Annotated in this window: 22 protein-coding genes; 9 read left to right on the forward strand and 13 right to left on the reverse strand. The window is 65.2% G+C overall.

Annotated features, from left to right (window positions below; genetic code table 11):
• The first annotated feature begins 152 nt into the window (after window positions 1-152).
• From gatC to MU553_RS01145, 3 genes are all read left to right on the forward strand, one after another.
• Entirely contained in the window at window positions 153-431 is a 279-nt protein-coding gene (gene gatC, locus MU553_RS01135) for an Asp-tRNA(Asn)/Glu-tRNA(Gln) amidotransferase subunit GatC (protein WP_247373575.1), read from the forward strand.
• Window positions 432-434: 3 nt separating this feature from the next.
• Window positions 435-1,712: an Asp-tRNA(Asn)/Glu-tRNA(Gln) amidotransferase subunit GatA gene (gene gatA, locus MU553_RS01140; RefSeq protein WP_247373587.1), complete on the forward strand. Its 1,278-nt coding sequence runs from the start codon at window positions 435-437 to the stop codon at window positions 1,710-1,712.
• 278 nt (window positions 1,713-1,990) lie between these two features.
• Window positions 1,991-2,173, forward strand: coding sequence for a hypothetical protein (locus MU553_RS01145; RefSeq protein WP_247373589.1), 183 nt, complete (start codon window positions 1,991-1,993; stop codon window positions 2,171-2,173).
• 43 nt (window positions 2,174-2,216) lie between these two features.
• Here MU553_RS01145 and MU553_RS01150 read toward each other — a convergent pair whose 3' ends face one another.
• The 6 genes from MU553_RS01150 to MU553_RS01175 form a co-directional block, all read right to left on the reverse strand.
• Window positions 2,217-2,567: a helix-turn-helix transcriptional regulator gene (locus tag MU553_RS01150; RefSeq protein ID WP_247373592.1), complete on the reverse strand. Its 351-nt coding sequence runs from the start codon at window positions 2,565-2,567 to the stop codon at window positions 2,217-2,219.
• Window positions 2,568-2,647: 80 nt separating this feature from the next.
• Window positions 2,648-3,388: an NRDE family protein gene (locus MU553_RS01155; RefSeq protein WP_247373594.1), complete on the reverse strand. Its 741-nt coding sequence runs from the start codon at window positions 3,386-3,388 to the stop codon at window positions 2,648-2,650.
• A 38-nt stretch (window positions 3,389-3,426) separates the two neighbouring features.
• Window positions 3,427-4,923 carry an o-succinylbenzoate--CoA ligase gene (menE, locus tag MU553_RS01160; protein ID WP_247373596.1) on the reverse strand — a complete coding sequence of 499 codons (1,497 nt, stop codon included), beginning with the start codon at window positions 4,921-4,923 and terminating at the stop codon, window positions 3,427-3,429.
• A complete protein-coding gene (locus MU553_RS01165) occupies window positions 4,923-5,945 on the reverse strand; it encodes a mandelate racemase/muconate lactonizing enzyme family protein (protein WP_247373598.1) in 1,023 nt (340 codons plus the stop codon). The genes menE and MU553_RS01165 overlap by 1 nt, the downstream gene beginning before the upstream one ends.
• A complete protein-coding gene (locus MU553_RS01170; protein WP_247373612.1) occupies window positions 5,945-6,895 on the reverse strand; it encodes a 1,4-dihydroxy-2-naphthoate polyprenyltransferase in 951 nt (316 codons plus the stop codon). Before MU553_RS01170 ends, MU553_RS01165 begins: the two co-directional genes overlap by 1 nt.
• Before the next feature lie 376 nt (window positions 6,896-7,271).
• A complete protein-coding gene (locus MU553_RS01175) occupies window positions 7,272-8,147 on the reverse strand; it encodes a 1,4-dihydroxy-2-naphthoyl-CoA synthase (RefSeq protein ID WP_247373614.1) in 876 nt (291 codons plus the stop codon).
• Window positions 8,148-8,364: 217 nt separating this feature from the next.
• Between MU553_RS01175 and MU553_RS01180 the strand changes: the two genes are divergently transcribed.
• Entirely contained in the window at window positions 8,365-9,234 is an 870-nt protein-coding gene (locus MU553_RS01180; RefSeq protein WP_247373628.1) for a DnaJ domain-containing protein, read from the forward strand.
• A 1-nt stretch (window position 9,235) separates the two neighbouring features.
• Here MU553_RS01180 and menD read toward each other — a convergent pair whose 3' ends face one another.
• The 3 genes from menD to MU553_RS01195 form a co-directional block, all read right to left on the reverse strand.
• On the reverse strand, window positions 9,236-11,005 hold the full coding sequence (menD, locus tag MU553_RS01185) for a 2-succinyl-5-enolpyruvyl-6-hydroxy-3-cyclohexene-1-carboxylic-acid synthase (protein WP_247373631.1): 1,770 nt from the start codon (window positions 11,003-11,005) through the stop codon (window positions 9,236-9,238).
• Window positions 11,002-12,366: an isochorismate synthase gene (locus MU553_RS01190; protein ID WP_247373633.1), complete on the reverse strand. Its 1,365-nt coding sequence runs from the start codon at window positions 12,364-12,366 to the stop codon at window positions 11,002-11,004. The genes menD and MU553_RS01190 overlap by 4 nt, the downstream gene beginning before the upstream one ends.
• Window positions 12,367-12,428: 62 nt before the next feature.
• On the reverse strand, window positions 12,429-13,025 hold the full coding sequence (locus MU553_RS01195) for a sulfite oxidase-like oxidoreductase (protein WP_247373635.1): 597 nt from the start codon (window positions 13,023-13,025) through the stop codon (window positions 12,429-12,431).
• A 292-nt stretch (window positions 13,026-13,317) separates the two neighbouring features.
• Between MU553_RS01195 and MU553_RS01200 the strand changes: the two genes are divergently transcribed.
• The 5 genes from MU553_RS01200 (at window position 13,318) to MU553_RS01220 (ending at window position 17,214) form a co-directional block, all read left to right on the forward strand.
• On the forward strand, window positions 13,318-13,533 hold the full coding sequence (locus tag MU553_RS01200; RefSeq protein WP_247376120.1) for a ribbon-helix-helix domain-containing protein: 216 nt from the start codon (window positions 13,318-13,320) through the stop codon (window positions 13,531-13,533).
• A 232-nt stretch (window positions 13,534-13,765) separates the two neighbouring features.
• Window positions 13,766-14,044 carry a UPF0058 family protein gene (locus MU553_RS01205; RefSeq protein WP_247373637.1) on the forward strand — a complete coding sequence of 93 codons (279 nt, stop codon included), beginning with the start codon at window positions 13,766-13,768 and terminating at the stop codon, window positions 14,042-14,044.
• Window positions 14,045-14,314: 270 nt separating this feature from the next.
• Complete coding sequence (locus tag MU553_RS01210) at window positions 14,315-16,273, forward strand: 3-hydroxyacyl-CoA dehydrogenase/enoyl-CoA hydratase family protein (RefSeq protein ID WP_247373640.1); 1,959 nt, start codon at window positions 14,315-14,317, stop codon at window positions 16,271-16,273.
• Entirely contained in the window at window positions 16,274-16,747 is a 474-nt protein-coding gene (locus MU553_RS01215) for a PaaI family thioesterase (protein ID WP_247373642.1), read from the forward strand.
• Window positions 16,744-17,214 carry a MaoC/PaaZ C-terminal domain-containing protein gene (locus MU553_RS01220; protein WP_247373644.1) on the forward strand — a complete coding sequence of 157 codons (471 nt, stop codon included), beginning with the start codon at window positions 16,744-16,746 and terminating at the stop codon, window positions 17,212-17,214. The genes MU553_RS01215 and MU553_RS01220 overlap by 4 nt, the downstream gene beginning before the upstream one ends.
• An 81-nt stretch (window positions 17,215-17,295) precedes the next feature.
• Here MU553_RS01220 and MU553_RS01225 read toward each other — a convergent pair whose 3' ends face one another.
• The 4 genes from MU553_RS01225 to MU553_RS01240 form a co-directional block, all read right to left on the reverse strand.
• Window positions 17,296-18,417: a PGF-CTERM sorting domain-containing protein gene (locus MU553_RS01225; RefSeq protein WP_247373658.1), complete on the reverse strand. Its 1,122-nt coding sequence runs from the start codon at window positions 18,415-18,417 to the stop codon at window positions 17,296-17,298.
• A gap of 579 nt (window positions 18,418-18,996) precedes the next feature.
• Window positions 18,997-19,518, reverse strand: a complete 522-nt coding sequence (locus tag MU553_RS01230) for an Lrp/AsnC family transcriptional regulator (protein ID WP_247373660.1) — start codon at window positions 19,516-19,518, stop codon at window positions 18,997-18,999.
• A gap of 522 nt (window positions 19,519-20,040) precedes the next feature.
• On the reverse strand, window positions 20,041-20,910 hold the full coding sequence (locus MU553_RS01235) for a universal stress protein (RefSeq protein WP_247373672.1): 870 nt from the start codon (window positions 20,908-20,910) through the stop codon (window positions 20,041-20,043).
• Window positions 20,911-21,039: 129 nt separating this feature from the next.
• Window positions 21,040-22,602: a long-chain-fatty-acid--CoA ligase gene (locus MU553_RS01240; RefSeq protein WP_247373674.1), complete on the reverse strand. Its 1,563-nt coding sequence runs from the start codon at window positions 22,600-22,602 to the stop codon at window positions 21,040-21,042.
• Between the last annotated feature and the right edge of the window lie 128 nt (window positions 22,603-22,730).

Here is a 22,730-nt window from a genome sequence, read left to right on the forward strand (position 1 = left end):
TGCGGTTACAGCACTGCCGAGGAGTAAGCAGCCCATTTTGCCGGTTGTTGGCCCCGACTGCGCTCGGTCGTGCGAGCGTGGGCCCCGCGGCGAGACAGGTGATAACAGCGGCGACCGAAACCCTTACCGCTGGCCCGGGCCTGCCGGCGAGTATGACCGATTCGGCCGTCGACCCCGAGGAAGTGCGTCACGTCGCCTCGTTGGCCCGCGTCGATCTCGAGGAGGACGAGGTCGACCGCTTCACCGAGCAGTTCGCCGACATCCTCGCCTCGTTCGAGCGTCTCGACGAAGTGCCCGAGACCGAGGCGGAGCCGGACCTGACGAACGTGATGCGCCCCGACGAGGAACGTGAGTGTCTCAGCCAGGAAGAGGCGCTGCAAAACGCGCCGGAGAGCGAAGCAGGCTACTTCAAGGGCCCGAAGGTCTCGTAAAGCATGTCCTACAACGCATATATCACGACGAAGTCGATCGAAGGCGAGGAAGACGGACCCCTCGCCGGACGGAGCGTCGCAGTCAAGGACAACATCTCGACCGAGGGCGTGCCGACGACCTGCGGCTCGGAGATGCTCGCCAACTACGTCCCACCCTACGACGCGACGGTCGTCGAGCGGCTGAAAGACGCCGGTGCGACCATCCCCGGGAAGACCAACATGGACGAGTTCGGGATGGGGACGACCACCGAGACCTCCGCGTTCGGCCCCACTGAGAACCCCGCGGCTGAGGGGCGCGTTCCCGGCGGGTCCTCTGGCGGCTCCGCTGCAGCGGTCGCTGCGGGCGAGACGGACATGGCGCTCGGGTCCGACACCGGCGGCTCGATCCGCTGTCCGGCCGCGTTCTGCGGCGTCGTCGGCATCAAGCCCACGTACGGGTTAGTCTCTCGCTACGGGCTCGTCGCCTACGCCAACTCCTTAGAGCAGATCGGGCCGATCGCCCCCTCCGTCGAGGAAGCGGCCGAACTCCTGGAGGTTATCGCCGGCCCCGACCAGCACGATTCGACCACCCGGGACGCACGGGAAGCGGGCTCGGACTACGACTTCGCCGCTGCCGCCGACGGCGACGTCGAGGGCCTCGACATCGGGATTCCGACCGAACTCGTCGAGGGCGCAGACGAGGGCGTCGTCGAAACCTTCTGGGACGCCATCGAGGAACTCGAAGCCCAGGGCGCCAGCTACCACGAGGTCGACCTCCCGTCGGTCGAACACGCGGTCGAAGCCTACTACGTCATCGCGATGTCGGAAGCCTCCTCGAACCTGGCGCGGTTCGACGGCGTCCGCTACGGACGCGGTGGCGAGTACGAGGGCAACTGGAACGAGGAGTTCGCCAAAAGCCGCGAGGAAGGGTTCGGCGAGGAAGTCAAGCGTCGCGTCCTCCTGGGCACCTACGCGCTCTCAGCGGGCTACCACGACAAGTACTACAAGAAGGCCCAGGACGCCCGTGCGTGGGTCAAACGGGACTTCGACGAAGCGCTCGACGAGGCGGACGTGCTCGCATCGCCGACCATGCCTGTGCCCCCGATGAAGATGGGCGAGAGCTTAGACGACCCGATGCAGATGTACCTGGCCGACTGCAACACGACGCCGGTGAACCTGGCGAACCTCCCGGCGATCTCAGTTCCGGCGGGCGAAACCGAGGAGGGACCTGTGGGCCTCCAGCTGATCGGCCCGGCGTTCGGCGAGAAAGAGATCATTCGGGCCGGCAGTGCGCTGGCCTGACGACTGCGAGCGCCCCAGCGCGAGCAGCGGTTTTGGTCCAGATTTTACGAGGAGTGGGTTGCGGGCCAGCGGCCCGCAACCGGATAACGTGGCGGCTTCGCCGCCACGCGGTTCCCGCAGCGAACGGCGTGAGCGAGGAAACCCGACGATGTAAAAGGTGGGTGCAGGAGGAGATCATTCGGGCAGGCAGTGCGCTTGCCTGAGTTCGGAAGCCGCGACTGTGCGTGACGGACGCTGGCGGCCGAAGGTTCATTTTCGTCGCTCGCCACTGAGACGGTATGGCGACCGAATCGGCCGAAGTCTCTGCTGACGGCGACGGTATCGAGCGCCCGCCGTTCCGCGGCTGTGTGTTCTGTTACGGTGCCGAGATGACCTACTACGGGGGCTCGCCGACTCGCGAGTCGGCTCTCCGGCGACGCGGACTGAGCGACGTTTTGGATGCTGGACGCTACTTCTTGTGACGTGTCGCGAACGACGAGAAGAGCGCGAGCGGACGGCGGGTAGCTACTCTTCGTACGCGAGGTTCATGACCCACTGTGAGAACGCGTCGGAGTGGGGATCGACCTCTTCGTCGCCGATGAACGGAGACAACATGTCGCCAGCCATCAGCAGCGAGAAGTTGAGATCACGGGGTGCAGGTGTGAGGTGATAGGTGTTGTGCCCTTCGTAGATGGTCTCCTCGCGCTGGATGAGTCCTTTCTCTGCGAGCGACTCCACGATTCGGCTGCCTTTCCGCGATGAGACGTCCAGTTCCTTCCAGAACTCGCTCTGGTGAATACCGCCCGTCTCGCGGACGAGTTCCAGCCCGGCGCGCTCGTCTTCGGTGAGGTTTTCTTCCGACGCTGCCATGCTCATATCTACCTTCAGACTGTCTCCCGCTTAAAACTGGCTTTCGACGCGACGGATCCGACCGCGGTCGCAGTCGGAGCGATCCGCTACAACGACGCGTCGACGCGGTAGTACTCCGTTTCACAGGGCGGGCCGGGCGCGAACCGGTAGCTTGCGCCGTCGGGACCGATGGTGACCAAGGAGGACGAGCGCGTGCCGAAGGAGTTGTGGTGGACGCAGACGCCGTACTCGTGGTCGCTAATGACGTCCGCCGCTCGTTCGAGCCAGACCCCGGCCCGTTCGCCGGGTTCGGGCTGCAGGGCCGTCCGGACCGAAGCGGCGTTTGCCGCTTGTTGCTCGCTCACCTCGGGGCGGTGACTCGGGACGACGAAGTCGCCGTCGGCACCGACGTTCACGACGACGTGGACGCCGGGATCGAAGTTTCGCACGGCGAGTTGGCCACCCCACTCCAGCAGGACCGCCGCGTTGGCGTCGGCGACGACGAGATTGAACCCCTCGAACTCGAGGTCCTGGACTTCGCGCTCGACGAATCGGGCAGCGTCCTCCGCCGTCCGGTGTCTGAGCGCGTCCCGGACCAGCAGGCCGCGAGAGCGATCGCCGGCGAGGTCGGCCTCCACCCACCGGTTCGTGATCGCGACGAACAGGCCGTGTTCGTTGTACCCGATCCACGTGCCACCGGCCTCGCTGTCTCGGGGTGCGACCACGCCTGGATCGGCAGCGATCTTCGCGGGCGGGTCCGACGGTCGATCGAGGTGTTCGTCGCGATTCGCGGCGACGGCGATGGGCGTGTCCGCGAACACCTGCCAGGCGATGACGAGTGTGCACACGCCCCAGCATAGACGTCCGTCTCGGTTAAGTATCCGGGTCACCGCAGGCGATCACGCACGGCCTCGCGGTCGACCGTTCCCGACGCCGTCCGCGGCAGCTCCTCGGCGACGGCGGTCGTTCGCGGACACTTGAATCCCGCCAACCGGCCTCGACAGTAGGCCACCACGGCGTCGACATCGAGCGACTCGTCCGCCGCCGGAACGACCAGCGCACCCACCCGTTCGCCCCACTCCGGATCGTCGAGTCCGACGACGGCAGCGGCCGCGACATCGGGATGGCTGGTGAGTGTGTCAGCCACTTCGCCCGGATCGACGTTCTCGCCGCCGCTGATGATACGGTCGTCAACCCGGTTGAGCACCCACAGCCGCCCGTCGTCGTCGCGATAGCCGACGTCTCCCGTGTGCAACCCGAACTCACCGAACGCGTCGTCGGTCGTCGTCGAGTCGAGGTAGCCGGGCGTCACCGTCGGGCCGTCGACGACGAGTTCACCGCGCTCACCGGTCGGTAAGGGACTACCCGCCTCGTCGACGACCGTCACGTCCGTCCCCAGGAGCGGCTGGCCGACAGTACCTTCGTGGGAAAACGCCTGTTCCGGCGTCGCTGTCGCGATCTGCGAGGCGGTTTCGGTCATGCCGTAGGTCGGGTACACCGGGACGCCTGCGATTGCACACCGGTCGACGAGTTCGGCTGACGCTGGCGCACCGCCCAGGAGGACGAATCGGAGCTGGTCAGGTGCCGTCCACCCGGCGTCGAGCAGTCGCTGGAGCATCGTCGGGACGAGCGACACGCCGGTGACCGTGTACTCGTCGACGACGCGGGGAGTCCGCGCGGCGTCGAAGTCGGACTGAACGACCACCGTCGTTCCGTAGAGGACTGACCGAATCACGGGAGCGAGACCGCCCATGTGGTACATCGGGAGACAGCAGAGCCAGCGGTCGGTCGGGTCGACCCCCAGTCGGAACGCGGAGGCGGTCGCACTGGCAAGCAGGTTCCCGATCGTCAGGCGAACGCCCTTCGGCTGGCCGGTGGTTCCCGACGTGAACATGACGAGCGCGTCGGACTCGCGGTCCAACGAGACCGGGTCGGGAGCAGCGTCGGCTGGTGCCCGCAGCTCCAGCCCCGCTTCCCGTTCGGACTCGTCGACGGTCGCGACTGGCGCGTCAGTCACCTCGACGGCCGTCGCTTCGGTGTCGCTTCCACAGACGAGCACGTCGAGATCGAGGCGATCGACCTGGGCGGCCAGTTCGTCCGGCGTCAGCCTGGCGTTCAGCGGGACCAGGCGGCCGCCGAGTCGCTGCACGGCGAAGACGACTTCGGCGAACGCGACGCGCGTGTCGAGGAGGACGGCGACGGTCGGTCCACCGCGGTCACACAGTCGATCGAGTGCGGCAGTGCGTTCGGCGACAGCAGTGTCCAGCGCCCGGTAGGTCAGGCACTCGCCGGAGTCGACGTCGACGACGGCGGTCCGATCGGGCGTCGCTGCTACGCGGTGCGAAACGAGGTCCTGTGTGGGCCACTCGCCCGGCGTCGGCATTACTCCGCCAGTTCGACGCCGAGGCCCTTGTGTTGTGGGACTTCGATCTGGCCGTCCGCGACGGGCGCCGGGTCCGGCCCGAGGTCCTCGGCGAGCCACTCCGCCGTGGCGAGTCCGCACGCGGGAATCTCCGGAATCGCAGCCGCCACGTGAACCGCGGCAGTCCGGGCGACGACGCTGTCGATGGTCGTCGAGATGACCGGCGTGACGCCGGCCTGACGGGCCTGCCGTGCGGCCATCCGCGCGCGGTCCGGGCCGCCCAGCGCCATCGGCTTGAGGACGAGGTAATCGGCGGCTTCGGCGGCCAACACGTCGGTCACCGATCGGCTGGACAGCGATTCGTCGAGCGCGACCGCCACCCCGTCGTCACGGAGGCCGGACAGATCGGGAATGTCGTCGGCGGGGAGCGGCTGTTCGACGTACTCCAGGTCGAGCGCGGCCAGTTGGTCGAAGGCGCGCTCGGCCGCTTCGCGAGACCAGGCGCCGTTTGCATCGGCCCGCAGGGCGACCTCGGGGCCGATCGCGTCCCTCACTGCACGGAGTCGTTCGACGTCGTCGTCGACCGACCGAGCGCCCACCTTGATCTTGACGCAGTCGAAGCCGGCGTCGACCGCCGCGGCGGCGCGGTCAGCCGTCTCCTCGACCGCGCCGTCACCGACCGTGGCGTTGACCGGGACGCGACGGACGAGTCTATCGTTGCCCAGCGAGCGATAGAGAGGTTTGTTCGCACGCTGTGCGCGGGCGTCACCCAGCGCCAGCGAGAGCGCGTGGCGGGCCGCCGGCGCGTTCGTCTCGCCGAGCGCGACGCCCCAGTCTTCGTCCTCGGCGAGTTCGGGCGCCCATTCGAGGGCCTCTCGGCACGCGTCCAGCGACTCCGTCCAGCCCGGGAGCGGACTGGCCTCACCGACACCGACGGCGTCAGCGTACTGGATTCTGACGAGAAAGCCCTCGCGGTGCTCGAGTTCTCCGCGGGCGGTCGAGAGCGGACGCGCCAGGTCGAGTGTGAAAGGTTCGACGTCCATCATGTGAGTGCCAGCCCGGTTGCGAACAGCGCCGAGTGCGCGGCCAGCAACTGTCCGGTCCGTTCTAGCGCGGGGTTGAGCGCCTCGCCGTCGGTGCGCGTCAGCACCGTTTGTCCCAGCGAGACCGCCAGCGGGAGCGTCACTAGCGGGAGCAACGCCGGCAGCCCGAACTCCGCGTCGAGCGCGAAGAAGACGGGGACGACGTAGGCCATCCCGACCATCGCGAGCCACTCGACGCGACTCCACGTGTAGCCGAGCATGACTGCGAGCGTCTTCTTGCCGGAGGCCGCGTCGGTCTCGCGGTCCCGGATGTTGTTGACGACCAAGATGGCCGTCGAGAGCCCCGCGGCCGGGAGACTCACGACGAACGCTTCCATCGTGACCGTCCCCGCCGGAACCGCGAGTGCGAGCGGGTCGACCCACGGGAGCGTCGCAGCCGCCTGCACGTAGTAGGTCCCCATCACCGCGACGAGACCGAAGTAAACGAACACGAAGAGGTCGCCCAGTCCGCGGTAGCCGTACGGGTACGGCCCGCCGGTGTAGGCGACGCCGGCCGCGATGCTGGAGAGGCCGACGACGACGATCGGGAGTCCGCCGACGTAGACGAGATAGAGACCGACGACGACGGCCAGGGCGTACGTCGCGGCCATCGCTTGCTTGACGCGCGCCGGTTCGATGAGCCCACCTGCCGTGACGCGAGTGAACCCCTCGCGCTCGGCGGTGTCGGCCCCGTTGACGGCGTCGAAGTAGTCGTTCGCGAAGTTCGTCCCGACCTGCAGCAGCAGCGCCCCCAGCAGCGCTGCAACCGCCGGTATCGCGGCGAACACGCCGCTGTGAACTGCGAGCCCAGTCCCGACGATCACCGGTGCCGCCCCCGCGGGGAGCGTCTGGGGTCGTGCGGCCATCAGCCAGGCTTTCGTGCGTGACACCTCGGCATCAGCCGTTGCCATTACAACGGCGTTCGTTCCCCAGCCGTGTGAAGTTTGGCCCTTGTTCCTGCGGTTGCGGCGTGCCAGCAGACGCCACGCCAGGAATCGCCTACTGGCGGACCACCAACAGTTTGGCGCGCGCTGGTCGCGGCGTTCGTGGCGCGACGGAGTTGGGAAATGACGAACGACCGGCAGGAGCGAAGGGATTTGGAGATCTGTGGTGGACAGGAGTGCGGTGCAGTGCGGCGCAGTGCAGTGCAGTGCGGCAGAAACTAGGTAGAGCATCCGAGAGCGCGCGACGCGCGCTCTCGGCCTTATTTGGTGCAGATTTTTTCGAGGTGGGTTCCCACAGCGCGCCTTCGGCGCGCGAGGAAACCCGCCGAAGAAAAAAGGTGCTTTAGTAGTGCCAGGGGAACTGCCCGAAGTTCGGCTGCCGATTTTCGTTGAACGCGTCACGACCCTCCTGGGCTTCGGCGGTCCCGTAACCGAGTCGCGTGGCCTCGCCGGCGAAGACCTGCTGTCCCATCAGTCCGTCGTCGACGAGGTTGAAGGCGTACTTCAGCATGCGAATGGCCGTCGGCGACTTGTTCATGATCGTCTCGGCCCACGCGAGGGCTTCCTCCTCTAGCTCCTCGTGTGGGACCACGTCGTTGACCATGCCCATCTCCTCGGCCTCGTCGGCGTCGTACGTCTTCCCGAGGAAGAACACCTCACGGGCCTTCTTCTGGCCAATCTGCTTAGCGAGGTACGCCGAGCCGAAGCCGGCGTCGAAAGAGGCCACGTCTGGGTCGGTCTGGAGGAACTTGGCGTGTTCTTCGGAGGCGAGCGTCATGTCACAGACGACGTGCAGGGAGTGACCGCCGCCGACGGCCCAACCGGGCACGACGGCGACGACGACCTTCGGCATGGTCCGAATGAGTCGCTGGACTTCCAGAATGTGTAACCGTCCAGTTTTGCCCTCCTCGTCGTATTCGTAGCCGTCCGGCCCGCGAACGGTTTGGTCGCCGCCGGAACAGAACGCCCACCCGCCGTCTTTCGGCGAGGGGCCGTTACCGGTGAGCAGGACGCAGCCCACGTCGGTCTGGCGCTTGGCGTGGTCGAGCGCGACGTAGAGTTCGTCGACCGTCGGGGGTCGGAACGCGTTGCGGAGTTCGGGCCTGTCGAAGGCGATCCGGACCGCGCCGGTGTCGACGGCGCGGTGATAGGTGATGTCCTCGAAGTCGAACTCGTCGATAGATTCCCACCGCTCTGCGTCGAAAAGATCCGAGACCATACGCGGACTCCGACCGGCGACACCAAATAGATTCCCCGTCTTCGATTTCCGCGGCCGCGTTCGGGACCCTGAAACGAGAACGACCGGACTGCCGTCGCGTAGACACTCGTCGAGGTTCACTCGTGAGAATCGCGCCGAAGTTCTTATCAGGACGTCACCAGATGTGCGCGTAGACGCGGCGTCCCCGCTGAGTCGGTCCATCCCCGTGACACCCTCCATGTCAGAGACGTACTACGAGGTCCTCGGCGTCGACGACGACGCCACGACCGAGGAGATCGAGTCGGCCTACCGCGCGAAGGTCAAAGAGACACATCCCGACGTGAGCGACGCGCCGGACGCCGAAGCCCGGTTCAAGCGAATCACGCGGGCGAAAGAAGTGTTGACCGACCCAGACCTGCGGGCTCGATACGACCGACTCGGCCACGAACAGTTCGTCAGCGCCGCCGACAACGTCGTCGACGGGAGCAAGCACGCCGGCGGTGAGACGGGTGACGAGCCAGCGCAGGCGGGACCGTCGAGCAGCGAACCCACGGCAGGTGACGGGACCGCTGACGATCGATCCGGGCGACGGGAGCAGGGGCCGTCCGGGTCGGAGTCAGACTCTGAGAGTACCGACGGAGCTCACGAGTCGACCGGTCGAACAGGGAGTAACCCGGGGACGGCCGAGTGGCAACGAACGACGACGGGAAGCGGACGGCAGCGAGAATCCAGCGGGTACGCGACACGGACGACCTACACCGACCACTCGGTCGACCGGGTTCGACTGCCGTTGACGCCACAAACGATCATCCAGATCGGCGCGCTGTTCGCGCTCTATCCGGTCTTCCTGCTCGCGAGTTTCTTCCCCGCGTTCCCGGTGGCCGTAAACGTCACCGTCGGCCTCTGTACGCTGTTCGTCGTCGCCTATCTCCTCTCGATCCCGGAGGTCGCGATCGTCGTGTTCGGCGCCTGGAGCCTGCTCGCCCCGCTCCTGTTCCTGTCGCTGTTCGAACTACCGTTGGTTAGCATCTGGGGCGTGCTCGCGCTTCTCGTCACGTGGTTCCCGTTCGGCCTCGCGCTGCTGACCCGGCACGCGCTGCGCCGATGAATCAGGCGCCGTCGATCCGGTCACGCACGGTTTCGTGTATCCGCTCGCGGGTTCGGTGACTTGCCGCGCCGTCGACGCGAACTTCGATGACCTGCGTTCCCTCACTCGCGACCGACTCGTCGAACGCCCGCTGGAACGCCTCGCCGGGGGTAACGCGCTGGAACGCGAGTCCGTAAAGGTCGGCGGTCGGCTCGAAGTCGAGTCCGTGCGGCGTCCTGAACTGCTCGGTAAAGGGCGGGTCGAACTCCTCGATCGGGAGGAGGTGGAAGATGCCGCCGCCGTCGTTGTTGACGAGCACGATGGTCGCGTCGACGCCACAGCGAGCGATCGACAACAGGCCATTCATGTCGTGATAGTACGCCAGGTCGCCAGTCACCAGGACGAGCGGGTCGTCTGTCGCGCTCCCGGCACCGAGGGCCGTACTCGTGATCCCGTCGATGCCGCTGGCGCCGCGGTTGGCGAGCACGGTCAGGTCGGCCGCCCGCGGTCGCCCGAACCGGTCGACGTCCCGAACTGGCATGCTGTTCGAGACGAAGACGGTCGACGGGTCCGGCGCTCGCTCGACGACGTCTGCGAGTATTTTGCCTTCGAAGGATTCGGACTGGCGGGCGTCCGCGATCAGGTCCCAGTACTCCCGTTCGGCGGTCTCGAAGCGCTCGCGGTAGGCGTCGTCGGGTTCGTCGTCTCCGAGCCGTTCGGCGACCGCGCGGGCCAGTCGCATCGGATCCGCGACGACGAGGTCCGTCGCGGTAAACTCGGCCTCACGCCAGCCACCGGCGGGATCGACCACGATCTGTCGGTCGGCGTTGTCTCGGAGAGAGTGACGCAGGACCTTCGAGGTGGGGGAGGCACCGACTCTGAGAACGAACTCGGGTGTCGGCCAGTCGTCAGCGCCCGCGAGATACGAGTCGTAGCCGCCGCAGACCGTCACGCCGTCGCGGTCGCAGTGCTCGCCGAACCGAAGGCCAGAGAGGGGATCCGCGAGGATCGGAAAGCCCGTCGCGGCCGCGAGGTCGGCTATCGCGTCAGTGTCGCCCGTCCTCGGGTCCATCGGACCCGCGACGATCAGCCCGCGTTCAGCGCGCTCGACCTCGGCGACGAGGTCTCGAATTGCACCGTCAGCCAGTTCGGGACGCCCCTGGGCGGTCTCGACGAAGGGACCGTCGCGGCCGTCGACGGCCGCTGGCGCCTCGTCGGCGAGTTCCTCGGGAACGTCGCCGGAAACCTCGACCGGTTCGAGCGGTTTTCGGAACGGACAGTTGAGGTGGACTGGGCCGGCAGGGACGCCGATCGCCGCGGCCACTGCCCGGTCGACCGTCGTCCGGACCGAGCGGAGTTTTCGGGCCGTCGGTTCCGGCTCTGGCAGCGTCCGCTGGAATCTGACGGCGTCGCCGTAGAGGTCCTGCTGATCGACGGTCTGGTTCGCGCCGCTGTCGTGGAGTTCGGTGGGACGATCGGCGGTCAGGACGACCAGCGGGACGCGTGCCTGGTTGGCTTCGATGACGGCCGGGTGGAAGTTCGCCGCGGCGGTGCCCGACGTACAGACGATGGCCGTCGGTTCGCCGGTGCGACGACCGCGACCGAGCGCGAAGAAAGCCGCCGCGCGCTCGTCGAGTATCGAAAACACCTCGATGTCGGGATGATCCGCGATAGCGACTGTCAGCGGCGTCGATCGACTGCCGGGCGAGATGCACGCGGCGGTGACGCCAGACTTCGCGAGTTCGTCGGCGACGAGTCGGCCCCAGAGCGTGGCGCGGTTGGGTGCAGTCATCGTCCGTCGGTCGCCGCGTCGTCGCTCGTCAGTTCGTCGAGGATCGGCCGGTACTTCGGCTGGACTTCCTCCCACTCCTCGTCGGGATCGGAGTCAGCGACGATGCCACAGCCGGCGAACAGCGTGGCCGTCTCACCGCCGGCGACGCTGGAGCGGATTCCGACCGCGAACTCCCCGTCACCGTCGGCGTCGAACCAGCCGATCGGCCCGGCGTACCAGCCCCGATCGAACGTCTCCGTCTCGCGGATGACCTGCCAGGCCTTGTCCGGCGGCAGACCGCCTACTGCCGGCGTCGGGTGGAGCGCCTCGACGAGACTCAGGACGTGTTCGTCCGCCGAGAGCGTCGCCGTGATCGGCGTCTGGAGGTGCTGAATGTTGGTCAGCTTCCGAACGCCCTGCTCGCCCTCCTGCACGTCACCGAGCGGCGACAGTTGATCCATGATCGCATCGACGACGAGTCGCTGTTCGTGCTGGAGTTTCTCGCTGTCGAGCATCGACGCCGCCAGATCGGCGTCCTCCTCGGGCGTCTCTCCCCGGGGAACCGAGCCGGCGAGCGCTTCCGTCTCGACGCGCTGGCCCGTCAGTTTGACGAGTCGCTCGGGTGGCGGACCGAAAAAGGCGGCCTCGGTGCCCGGCTGGACGAGGAAGCGATAGCAGTTCGGGTACGTCCGTCGGAGCCGTTCGAGCGCGTCCGGCACGTCGAGTTCGCCGGCGAGATCGACTTCCAGTGCCGTCGCGAGGACGACCTTTCGGAGGTTGCCCGCTTCGATCCGATCGATCGCCCGCTCGACCTGCTCGGTCCACTCGGCTTTCGACGGCGTCGTGCGGGTCTCGACGACGCCAGGTGGGCCGCCGCTCGGGCGCATCATCGGGAGGGTCGACAACGACTCGGCGGCGGCGTCAAGTCGCTGTTCGACCTGGTCGGCCGTGACGTCCTCTCCGTAGGCCCGCACGGTCAGCCAGGTGGTATCGCCTGCAGTCGTCAACTGTGTCTGCGGGAGCGTGAACGCGGCCGCCGGGAAGTCCTCCCACGGCGGTTCGGACTCGTGATGCTCGTTGAACGCAAGTCCGCCGAGCAGTCGCGGACGGGTCTCGGGGGGTCCCGTCCGGTCGACGTCAGTGAACACGGTCGAGGCAGCCTCGCGGAGGCTGTCGAACCGATCCGGGCCGTGGGCAGTGACAGTTACCGCAGAGCCGCTCCCGACGATTTCGAGGCCGTCGGGCGCTGCCCAGTGGACCCGTGGTGCTGGTTGGCTCGCCAGAAACGCACGATACGAGACGTCCGTGACCTCGCGGGTGCGGCCGACGAGCACCGCACCCTCGCGTGGGCCTGCTCGCTCCTCGCGCTGGGCCGGTTCCATCTGCTGCAACTCAGGGTTCCGCCCTCTTGAGAGTGTCCTTCCTGCGCCGACACGTCCACCCCTCAACTGTATCGGTCTTCGGCCCACGGGTTCGCCGTGTCGGAGTAGCCGCGCCGCTCCCAGAACCCTCGCTCGGGTTCGGTGAGAAACTCGAGGCCACTGACCCACTTTGCCCCCTTGTACGCGTACTTGTGCGGCGTGACGACGCGCAGTGGCCCGCCGTGGTCCGGGGCCAGCGGTTCGCCATCGAACGCCCAGGCGAACAGGACCTCGTCCCGCATGCACGCGTCGAGTGAGAGGTCCGTCGTGTAGTCGTCGAGGGCGACGAACATGACGTGACAGGCGTCCTCGTGGACGCCCGCACGCTCTGCGAGTTCGGGGAACGGGACGCCTGTGAACTCGCAATCGAATTTGCTCCACCCAGTCACGCAGTGAAAGTCCTGCCGCTGTGTCTCTGCTGGGAGGGCCTGAAACTCCGACCAGGAGAAGGACAACTCCTCGTCGACGGCCCCGGTGACCGTGAACTCCCAGCTGTCGGGATCCCACGACGGTCGGCCGGACTTCGAGAGCACCGGAAAGTCCGTCGTCTCGTGTTGTCCCGGCGGTAATCGCTCGTCGCCGAACTCCTCGTAGAGGTCCGTGACGTCGGTTGCTGTCACAGTATAGAGACGGGACCGGCAGCCCCTATGCGTATCGACTCGAACGGCCTCCAGGAATCGAGATCCACCACGAAACCCTCGCGCACGTCACACACAGAGAGGCCTGATTAGGAACCAGCTTCGTCCCGAACTAGCAGTGACGGTTTCATATCACACAACATCAATACCGATGTCGGGAACATCATCCTGCAGTACGAAAACACAGGTTTTCTTATCGCGAAATCGTTTTAAATAGAGGCGGATGACCCCCGTCAGAATTAAATACCCCTCTGTCGAAATCCCCAACGTTCAGATGCCGAAGGCAGAGATCACAATCCCGGAGCACCTCGAAATGCAGATCGCCCAGTTAGTCGAGAAGGGCGAATTCCTCAACCGCGAGGAGGCCATCGAGGACCTACTCTCGACAGGGATCAAGGCGTACAAGACGAGTGGACCCGTTGATGACGAGGAGGAGACCGGTCTGGAAGACGACGGTATGATGGGCCACGACGACGAATACGTGTTCTAGTGCCGATTTTTCGCGACGTCTCCGCAGCCAGGAGGCATACCACTCCGCAAACTGCACTGCCCCGTCGCTGTGTAGTGTAACTAGCAGATTACCCGTCGGTACTGCCGGGGCCAGAAACAAACAGCAGCGAGATGTACTCACGTCGCCGTTTATTGGCAACTGACGCGTTGCCGGTTGTGCGAACGGTTGTCAGAAATTCTTAAACCGGCGTCTCACGAATGAGAACGTACGGATGCACAAAGACGAGTTACTCGAACTTCACGAGCACATGGTCATGATCATGGAGTATTTCAAAGATCTCGAGGACGTCGACTCGAGTTTGTTCGAGGGCTACGACGAACTCGACGTCACGCCGAACGACGTGCACATGTCGAAAAGCGAGCACAAGCACGCCGTGTTCGTCCTCGGAAACGCACTGGCGACTGCCATGAGCGAAGACGAGTTCTCGGACGCCGGGCGAATCGGCAAACGCATGAAGGAACTCGCCGAAGACGCCGAGAGCAAGCTGTAATACGACGATATTTCTCACGTAGCCACCCCGTCGAGACCCGCAGGACTCCCGAGTGTCCGGCGTGACGAGTCACGAACCGTTCGCTCAAATCCGGATACTACCGACGACAAACAGACAGAGTCGACTATACGAAACCTGCTTCGCCAGTGCAGTTAACAGTGAGCGAGTCACGTACACTGGCCCTAACATAGTAACCAGAAAAGGCGCATATGCCTTACACTGGTTCGGGTCGTCGGTGGAGTTATATCGGACGCGGACACATTTTCTGGCATGCAAGTCGATGACATCGACCGAGTAGCGGTGCTCGGTGCAGGAAGCATGGGTCACGGTATCACAGAGGTCGTCGCCATCGGCGGGTACGACGTGGTGATGCGAGACATCGAACAGGAGATCGTCGACGAGGGGTACGACGACATCGAGTGGAGCCTGCAGAAACTCTCGGAGAAGGGCCTGATCGACGAGGACCCCGACGACGTGATGGCTCGGGTCTCGACGGCCGTGGACCTCGAAGCCGCCGTCGAAGACGTCGACCTCGTCATCGAGGCGGCCCCCGAGCAGATGGATCTCAAGAAAGACATCTACGGGGATCTGGACGAGTTTACCCCCGAACACGCCATCCTCGCGTCGAACACGTCCTCGCTCTCGATCACCGAGATGGCGAGCGCGACCGATCGCCCCGAACAGGTCGTCGGGACGCACTTTTTCAACCCGCCGGTGAAGATGGATCTCGTCGAGGTCATCTACGGCGACGAGACCAGCGACGAGACCGCAGAGACGGCCTCCCAGTTCATCGAATCCATCGACAAGACGCCGATCTACGTCAAGAAAGACGTCCGCGGGTTCGTCGTCAACTCGGTCCTCGGGCCGTTCGGTGACGAGGCTGCCTGGGCGGTCTCGGAGGGTGACGCGACGATCGAACAGGTCGACGCCGCGATGGTCCACCAGCGCGGGTACCCCATGGGGCCGTTCGAGCTGTCTGACATGACCGGCATCGACATCGGCTATCACGTCCGGAAAGAAGCCGGCCAGCCCATCCCGCCGATCGTCGAGGAGAAAGTCGAGAACGACAACCTCGGCCAGAAAACCGGCAAAGGCTACTACGAGTACGAGGACGGTGACGGGACCACGTACGAACCCGGTGACGGCGAGGGCTTCGACACGCTTCGCATCGAGGCACGGATGGTCAACGAAGCGGCAAAGCTCGTCGGCAACGACGTTGCGACCCCCGACGCCATCGACACCGGCATGCGGCTCGGTGCAGGCTTCCCCGAGGGGCCGTGCCGTCGCGCCGACAAGATCGGCCTCGACGAGATTCTCGATACGTTAGAGACTCGCTACGAACAGACGGAAGCCGAACGCTACCGCCCGGCGGACTACCTCGTCGAACTCGTCAACGGCGGCCACACGGGCGAGGACGCTGGCCGCGGGTTCTACGAGTACGGGAGCGACGACGGCAACCGCGAGTACCGCACCATCAACGTCGAGCGGGACGACCGCGGCGTGCTCGCCATCGAGCTGGACCGTCCCGAGCGCATGAACGCTCTCAACGAGGACCTCATGGACGAGGTCGAACACGTCCTTGACAACGCCGACCTGGACGAAGTCCGGTGTGTCACCTTCGAGGGCGCGGGCGATCGAGCGTTCTCGGCCGGCGCCGACATCGGCGGGTTCGCCGGCATGGAGCCCTACGAGGCCGCCGAAGTCACGTCGATGTTCGAGACGGTCAACGACTTCCCGCGCCCCACGCTGGCGAAGATCGACGGCTTCTGCCTGGGCGGCGGCCACGAACTCGCGCTGGCCTGTGACCTGCGCGTCGCCACCGAGGACTCGGAGTTCGGCTTCCCCGAGATCAGCCTCGGCCTCCTGCCCGGTGGCGGCGGTACCCAGCGCGCCCTGCGGATGATCGGCGAAGCGCGCGCCAAGGAACTGGTCTTCCGAGGCAACCGGATCAGCGCAGACCGGGCCGAGAACTGGGGACTAATCAACCGCGCCGTCCCCAGCGAAGCGTTCGACGACGTCGTCGGTGAGTTCGTCGACGACCTGGTGTCCGGACCCCCGGTCGGCCTGCGCTTCGCCAAACAGGTGATGAACGAAGGCGACGACGCCAGCATGCCGGCCGCCCTCGCCATGGAGAGCCAGGCGTTCGGCCTCCTGATGAGCACCGACGACATGATGGAGGGTGCGAGCGCGTTCATGGAAGACCGTGACCCCGAGTTCGAGGGGAAATAGATGAGCGACGGGTCCGACGACGTGCCAATCGACTTCGAGGGCGAGGTGACCGTCGAGGACGCCTCGGCAGTCATCGAGAACCACGGCTTCCTGTCGTGGTTGAACGTCTCCCTGGAAACGCTCGAGGACGGCCGCGCGGTCATGGAACTGCCATATCAGGAGAAGCTGACGAACTGGGTCACGGGAACCATCCACGGCGGCGTCACGGCGACGGTCGTCGACACCTGTAGCGCCTTCGCGCTCCGGACCTGCGTCGACGATCCGATGAACACGACGCTGGCCACGACCGACCTGAACGTGAAGTACGTCCGGCCAGCCACGTCGGACATCACGGTCGAGGCGGAGGTCATCCGCGCGGGCACGTCGACGGGCGTGACGCGAGTCACAGTGCTCGGAACCGACGACGACGGCAACAGCAAAGAGATCGCGATCGGTGCGACGACGTACCGACTGTTCACGGAGAGTTCCCTATGAGCGACGACGCGACACGGACATCCGACAGCTACTTCGAGACCGTCGAGGTCGGTGAGACGGACCGAACCGAAGCGCGCACCATCACGGAAGCGGACGTGGTCAACTTCGCCGGCGTGAGCGGTGACTTCAACCACCTCCACATGGACGCCGAGCGGATGGAAGACTCCCAGTTCGGCCAGCGCATCGCACACGGGACGCTCGTGTTCTCGGTCGCGACGGGGCTCCTGTGGCAGTCACGCTCCGAGGCCGAACGCGAGAGCCTCGTGGCCTTCTACGGCGTCGACGACCTCCGATTCGTCGGCCCCGTCGTGTTCGGCGACACGATCCACGTCGAGACGGAGGTCGTCGAGAAACGCGAGAAGCCAGAGCACCCGGTGGCCGCTGGCGTGCTTCACACCGCGGCCGAGATCAAAAAACAGAACGACGCACCGGTCATCACCTGCGAGTTCCTCTCGCTGATGCAGTAGCGGTCCCGCAGCACGACTTTTGCTGTCGCCACTACCACGGAGCGGTCGCAAAAAAGACGGGTGCTGAATCGCTGTACGGAGTCAGTCCGTTCTGCGTCGGGCGAGCAGGGCAGCACCGAGCAACCCGACGACGGCGACGAGGAGACCGAATCCGGGACCGGTTTCCGTCGTCGTTTCAGTGCTTCCGTCGCCTGGTTCCGTCGACGTGGGCGATTCCTCGCCGGCGGGTTGGCTCTCGGTGGGCGTGTCGCTGTCTGACGGCATGTCCGTTTCGTTGCCGGGCGTGTCAGTGAACATGTCGTCAGTGCCGTTCTCGGCACCCGTCTCGTTGCCGGGCGTGGCACCGACGCCACCCGTCTCGTTCCCCATCGTCTCGTTTCCAGTCTCCTGGGGTTCGCCGACCGTCAGTGACGTGGTGTCACTCGCGCTGGCGCCGAGAACGTCGATCTGGAACTCGTAGGTCCCGGGGTCGATGCCAGCGTTGAAGAGCTGGATCTCGACGTCGTCGTCGATGCGCAGGATCGTTCCGCTCTGCACCGAGGAGTTCTCGAAGGGCTCACCTTCCTGGAAGAGGCGCGTCACCTGGGCCTGGTGGAGTCCCGTCGCCGTGACGCTGATGAGGTAACTGCTGTCCCGGTTCGAGTCGACTTCGAGCTGCGTCGACTCGTCAGGATCTGCCTGGTCTGGATCGAACGACGCGTTGATCGTCTGCGTGGCGACGCCGAAGGACGCCTCCGCGACGTCGGTGGTGAACTCGGCGTCACCGTCGTCGATCATGACCGGCATGTCTTCGTACGAGATGACGTACTCGCCCGGCTCGTAGCTACCCATATCGATGACGGCGACGCCAGACGGACTGACCTGGAACTGTCCGACTCTCGAACCGAGTGAGTCGTTCTGCACGGTTCGAATCTCGAACGTCCGGGCCTGTGCACTGGCGCGTGCGACCGGCTGAATACTCGCGTTGTTCACGACTTCCGCACCGTTAACGTACACCCGCTGGTTCTGCCAGACGGTTTCGTCCGACTGGAGGCGGGCGTTCCAACTGATCTCTGCGTCTTCTTGTACGTTCTGTAGGTTGTTCGCATCCGCCTGTGACGACTGGCTCGATGCCAGCGCCGGCATCGCGGACGCTGTGACGATTCCCCCGACTAAGAGAACCGTGACGCTCACGAGGAGCGCCTTTTTTGTGGAGGGCAACATGGTATGTCTGACACCACGGACCACGCACGGGGACCGACCGAACGTGCGATGTCCGGTGTCGCTAATTCGTCCACCACGAATAGGTAAATGTCTTCGGACTTCACGAATTCGAATTCAAATATGGATTGATACCAGGCCCGAATAAGTGGCCAGTACTTATCTACGCTTTCTCCGGAAACAGTGACTTACCAGGGTGTGGTGTGTCACCAACCGTGAACACCCGATAGCTATCTTCGTGGCACTGGACGAGGCCTGAAACTCTTCCTAAGCACCACAGAGGTGCCACGACCGTTTCTACACCGGCCGCTGTCGGAAATCGTCCGTGTGATTACACACGCCCCGACGCGGTTGGGACGCAACGCCCAGCCCCCGACGACGACCCCCGATCAGCGTCCTGACACGGTGGGCAGACACGAGACCAACCGAGTGTTCACTGCTGAGGCTGTCGGCCTGGGATCGTTCGATGCCGTGAGTGAGCGACGACCGACCGGCGCACCGTCCGTCGGTACCGGCCGACGAGCCGGCCGACGAGCCGGCCACCGATCGAAGGCGTCTCCTACCGGTGCGTCCAGACGTCGGTTACTCCTCGTTGTGGAGGGTTTCGAGGATCTCGGGATCAGTGCGGAACTTGAGGACGTTGTGAACCACGGAGTTTCTGATGTTGTGGACGACGTCGCCGTGTTCCTTGTAGAAATCGTGGATCCACTTGGACTCGGCGACGCGGTCCGGGAACATCATCACCGATTTCCACTGGTACTCCCCGTCCGAGAGGAAGTACATCAGGGTGTTCGGGGAGTCGCGGATGGACTCCATAGCCTCGCGCCACCCCTCCTCGAAGTGTTCGGGGTTGATCTTGAACTCGAACATGGCAAAGAGGAAGTACTCCTCGTTGGGGATGATGGCCTCGCGGAAGACTCCCTCTTCGCGCATCCCGCGGATCGACTCGCTGACGGTCACGTGGGACACCTGGATGTCGTGGTCCTCTTCGAGGATGCGAGCGAGGTCGCGCGAGGACAGCTGCGGGTCCCGCGAGAGCTCTCGCAGAATGAGCACGTCGCGCTCCTTGAACTCCCAGTCCGGTGGGTTCTGGTCTGCCGTCACGATTCGCCCTCCGTTCGTACCGCCTCGTGCTGTGTGTTCATCTCGTCTGTCTCACTCCATTAGGAATCGATTTACGCCTGCCGTGACTCGCCCGGGACGGTCCTCGACGACCGAGTGAGAGGCGTCGAGTTCGACCGCGTCGCCACCCAGGTCGGATCGGCACCAGAGGGACGTCGTTTCGGTCATCGGCGTGGATCAGCGCTCCAGTCCGCGAGCCCGGTCGCTCGCCCATCGACTGTCCCGTCCCAGTGCTCGGCGAATGCACGTGCCGTCTGGGCTCGCCGGAATGCGATTTGCCGAAACGACATATCTCGCCGTTCACTTCCATTGGAAAAATATCTTCCGCCCCACGGAAACGACGTTAGAACGAATCCGCCACGCCGTGAGCCGAGCCGCGACAGGCGTGCGACCCCAGTTCACGACAGTTATCCCGCTCCTTACACCCCGTATCGACGGCCCGTCCGAGTCGGCGAGCCCAGTCGTCCGGTCCGTGGGCCGGCTCGCCTGGACGGCGCCGGCTCGTCAGTCGTCCGCGTCAGCCCGCACTGTCAGCACCGGAACCGGTGAAGAGCGCAGGAGCTTGTTCGCGACGCTTCCGAGCAGATAGCGACTGAAGTCGGTGCGGCCGTGAGTTCCCATCGCGATGAGATCGACGTCGTTGTCGTCGACGTACGCGCGGATCTCTCGATAGGGCCGCCCGTGCCGGATCGAGCTCCTGACGTCGTCCAGCGATGCCTCGGCGACGTCCGTCGCTTCCGTGATGGTCTCGGTCGCGTTCGATTCGAGCTCCTCGTCTTTGAGCATCGAGCGCGCGTCGAATCCGAGACTCGCCGTCTCGACGACGGTCAGGACGTGGAGGGTCGCGCCAGTCGCTTTCGCGAGGTCGACGCCGGTCCGTAGCGCCCGCGTCGCGCCCTCGCTACCGTCGGTCGGAACGAGGACGTCGTCACACGGATACGACGGCGCACCGTCGTCCCCGGGATTGACCGCCAGCACCGGGACGGTCGCCGTGCTGACGACCCGCTCGGTGACGCTCCCCAGGAGCACGCGTTCGAGGCCTCGCCGACCGTGTGTCGGCATCACGATGAGATCGGCGTCGATCCGCTCGCCGTACTCGACGATGGTCTGGCGCGGTTCACCCTGCACCACGTCTGTCCTGATCGAAACCCTCGGGTTCGCGTCGTCGGCCAGCTCCTGAACGATCTGCTCGCCTTCGGTCTCCAGGGCGTCGATCACCTCGCCGCTGATCTGGGTGACGCTGTCCCTGTTCGTGTCTGCGACGTTGAGCACGGTCAGCGTCGCGTCGTGTTCGAGCGCGATCTGCTGTGCGAACTCGAACACGTCGGCTGCCGCCTCGCTCCCGTCGGTCGGGAAGAGAATCTGGTCGATCATACTTGCAGGTGGAACGCCGTCGCCATATAACCGGTGTCACTCCTGGGGGTGACACCACCGCTCCGCCAGTCCACCACGAGAAGAAAACGGACGTTCAGCAGGACCGTACTGACTGCCAGTCGACTGCAGTTACTCGGCCGCGTCCTCGCGCAGCTCGAACTTCTGGACTTTCCCAGTGGTCGTGCGGGGGAGTTCGTCGACGAACTCGACCTCACGGGGATGCTTGTACTCCGCGAGGTTGTCGAGACAGTACTGCTTGACGTCTTCGGGCGTCGCCTCGGCACCGGGGGTGGGAACGACGAAGGCCTTGACCGTCTCGCCGCGGCGTTCGTCCTCGATGCCGACGACGGCCGCGTCGGCGACGTCTTCGTGCTCGAAGAGGAGTTCCTCGACCTCGCGGGGGTAGACGTTGTACCCGCCGGTGACGATCATGTGCTTCTCGCGGTCGACGACGAAGAAGTAGCCGTCCTCGTCGTGGTAGCCGATGTCGCCCGTGTGGAACCACCGCTTGCCCGCTGCCTCGGTGAACGCGCCCTCGTTGGCCTCGGGGAGGTTGTAATACCCCTTCATCACGTTCGGACCGGAGACCACGAGTTCGCCAGTGATCTCGTCCAGGTCGGTCTCTTCCTCGTCGACCGGGCCTTCGGGGACCGGCGCCACTTCGTCGAAGTTGCCGTCGACGATCTTCGCCTCCACGCCGTCGAGCGGTCGACCGATGCTCCCGGGTCGACGCTCACCGGGCTGGTTCGCGTGCGTGACCGGCGCCGTCTCCGTGAGTCCGTAGCCCTCGAAGAGCTCGACATCGAACAGGTCCTCGAACCGCTCCATCACTTCGATCGGCAGGCTCGAGCCGCCGGAGTTCGCGAACCGGAGCGACGAGAGGTCGAACTCGTCGGCGTTGGGCTGATTGACGAGGTCGTTGAACATCGCGGGGACGCCGTGCATGACCGTGATGCCCTCGGATTCGATGATGTCGGCGGCCTGTTGGGCGTCCCACTCCGGGACCGGACGGTAGCCACCGCCCTCGAACAGCGTGGCGATCATCGTGACCGTCATCCCGTAGATGTGGAACAGCGGCAGCACGCCGAGGAACATGTCGTCTTCCTTCACGCCACCGGGCATCAGGTCCGCCGTCGCGCGGGCGTCCCAGGCGAGGTTCTCGTGGGTGAGCAGGACGCCTTTGGGCGTTCCCGTCGTCCCAGAGGTGTACGGTTGGACGGCCACGTCGTCGTCAGCGCGGTCGACCACGTCGAGTACCTCGTCGGCCAGGAACTCCTCGAAGGTGACGGCCCCGTCGGCCTCACCGTTGACGGAGACGACCGTTTCGACCGCCGTTTCGTCCCGCACTTCCTGAACGAACGGGACGAGGTCCGACAGCGTCACGACGACAGATGCCTCGCTGTCGGCGAGCAGGTGACTGATCTCCCGGGACTTGTACTGGGGGTTCATCGGGACGACGATCCCCCCGGCACGGAGAACGCCGTGGAACGCCGTCACGTACTGCGGGAGGTTCGGCAGGTAGATGCCGACCCTGTCGCCCGGTTCGACGCCGGCGTCGGCCAGCCCCCGCGCGAACTGCCCGACACGCGCCCAGAACGCGGCGTACGGAACGTCCTGACCGGCGAAGGAAAGCGCGACGTTCTCGGGCATCTCCGCTGCCGTGTCGGCAATGTCTGCGACGAGATTTGTCATCAAGTACCAGTATGATTCTACTGGTTAAAATAGTTGCGGCAAAGCCAACCATCGTTCCCAGAAAACGCCCCTATACCTTACAATGGATTGGGAAATGTTGCAGAGGCTAACAACTGTCGTTAGAATCC

It is taken from the genome of Halorientalis brevis (assembly GCF_023077655.1).

Excerpts from the sequence above, each read along its gene's own strand:
- MU553_RS01170 (WP_247373612.1), bottom strand. The coding sequence starts at position 6,895 with ATGGCAACGGCTGATGCCGAGGTGTCACGCACGAAAGCCTGGCTGATG.
- MU553_RS01145 (WP_247373589.1), top strand. The coding sequence starts at position 1,991 with ATGGCGACCGAATCGGCCGAAGTCTCTGCTGACGGCGACGGTATCGAG.
- MU553_RS01210 (WP_247373640.1), top strand. The coding sequence starts at position 14,315 with ATGCAAGTCGATGACATCGACCGAGTAGCGGTGCTCGGTGCAGGAAGC.
- MU553_RS01175 (WP_247373614.1), bottom strand. The coding sequence starts at position 8,147 with ATGGTCTCGGATCTTTTCGACGCAGAGCGGTGGGAATCTATCGACGAG.
- MU553_RS01225 (WP_247373658.1), bottom strand. The coding sequence starts at position 18,417 with ATGTTGCCCTCCACAAAAAAGGCGCTCCTCGTGAGCGTCACGGTTCTC.
- MU553_RS01235 (WP_247373672.1), bottom strand. The coding sequence starts at position 20,910 with ATGATCGACCAGATTCTCTTCCCGACCGACGGGAGCGAGGCGGCAGCC.
- MU553_RS01190 (WP_247373633.1), bottom strand. The coding sequence starts at position 12,366 with ATGGAACCGGCCCAGCGCGAGGAGCGAGCAGGCCCACGCGAGGGTGCG.
- MU553_RS01200 (WP_247376120.1), top strand. The coding sequence starts at position 13,318 with ATGCCGAAGGCAGAGATCACAATCCCGGAGCACCTCGAAATGCAGATC.
- MU553_RS01240 (WP_247373674.1), bottom strand. The coding sequence starts at position 22,602 with ATGACAAATCTCGTCGCAGACATTGCCGACACGGCAGCGGAGATGCCC.
- MU553_RS01180 (WP_247373628.1), top strand. The coding sequence starts at position 8,365 with ATGTCAGAGACGTACTACGAGGTCCTCGGCGTCGACGACGACGCCACG.
- gatC (WP_247373575.1), top strand. The coding sequence starts at position 153 with ATGACCGATTCGGCCGTCGACCCCGAGGAAGTGCGTCACGTCGCCTCG.
- MU553_RS01165 (WP_247373598.1), bottom strand. The coding sequence starts at position 5,945 with ATGGACGTCGAACCTTTCACACTCGACCTGGCGCGTCCGCTCTCGACC.
- MU553_RS01220 (WP_247373644.1), top strand. The coding sequence starts at position 16,744 with ATGAGCGACGACGCGACACGGACATCCGACAGCTACTTCGAGACCGTC.
- MU553_RS01150 (WP_247373592.1), bottom strand. The coding sequence starts at position 2,567 with ATGAGCATGGCAGCGTCGGAAGAAAACCTCACCGAAGACGAGCGCGCC.
- MU553_RS01205 (WP_247373637.1), top strand. The coding sequence starts at position 13,766 with ATGCACAAAGACGAGTTACTCGAACTTCACGAGCACATGGTCATGATC.
- menE (WP_247373596.1), bottom strand. The coding sequence starts at position 4,923 with ATGCCGACGCCGGGCGAGTGGCCCACACAGGACCTCGTTTCGCACCGC.
- menD (WP_247373631.1), bottom strand. The coding sequence starts at position 11,005 with ATGACTGCACCCAACCGCGCCACGCTCTGGGGCCGACTCGTCGCCGAC.
- gatA (WP_247373587.1), top strand. The coding sequence starts at position 435 with ATGTCCTACAACGCATATATCACGACGAAGTCGATCGAAGGCGAGGAA.
- MU553_RS01215 (WP_247373642.1), top strand. The coding sequence starts at position 16,274 with ATGAGCGACGGGTCCGACGACGTGCCAATCGACTTCGAGGGCGAGGTG.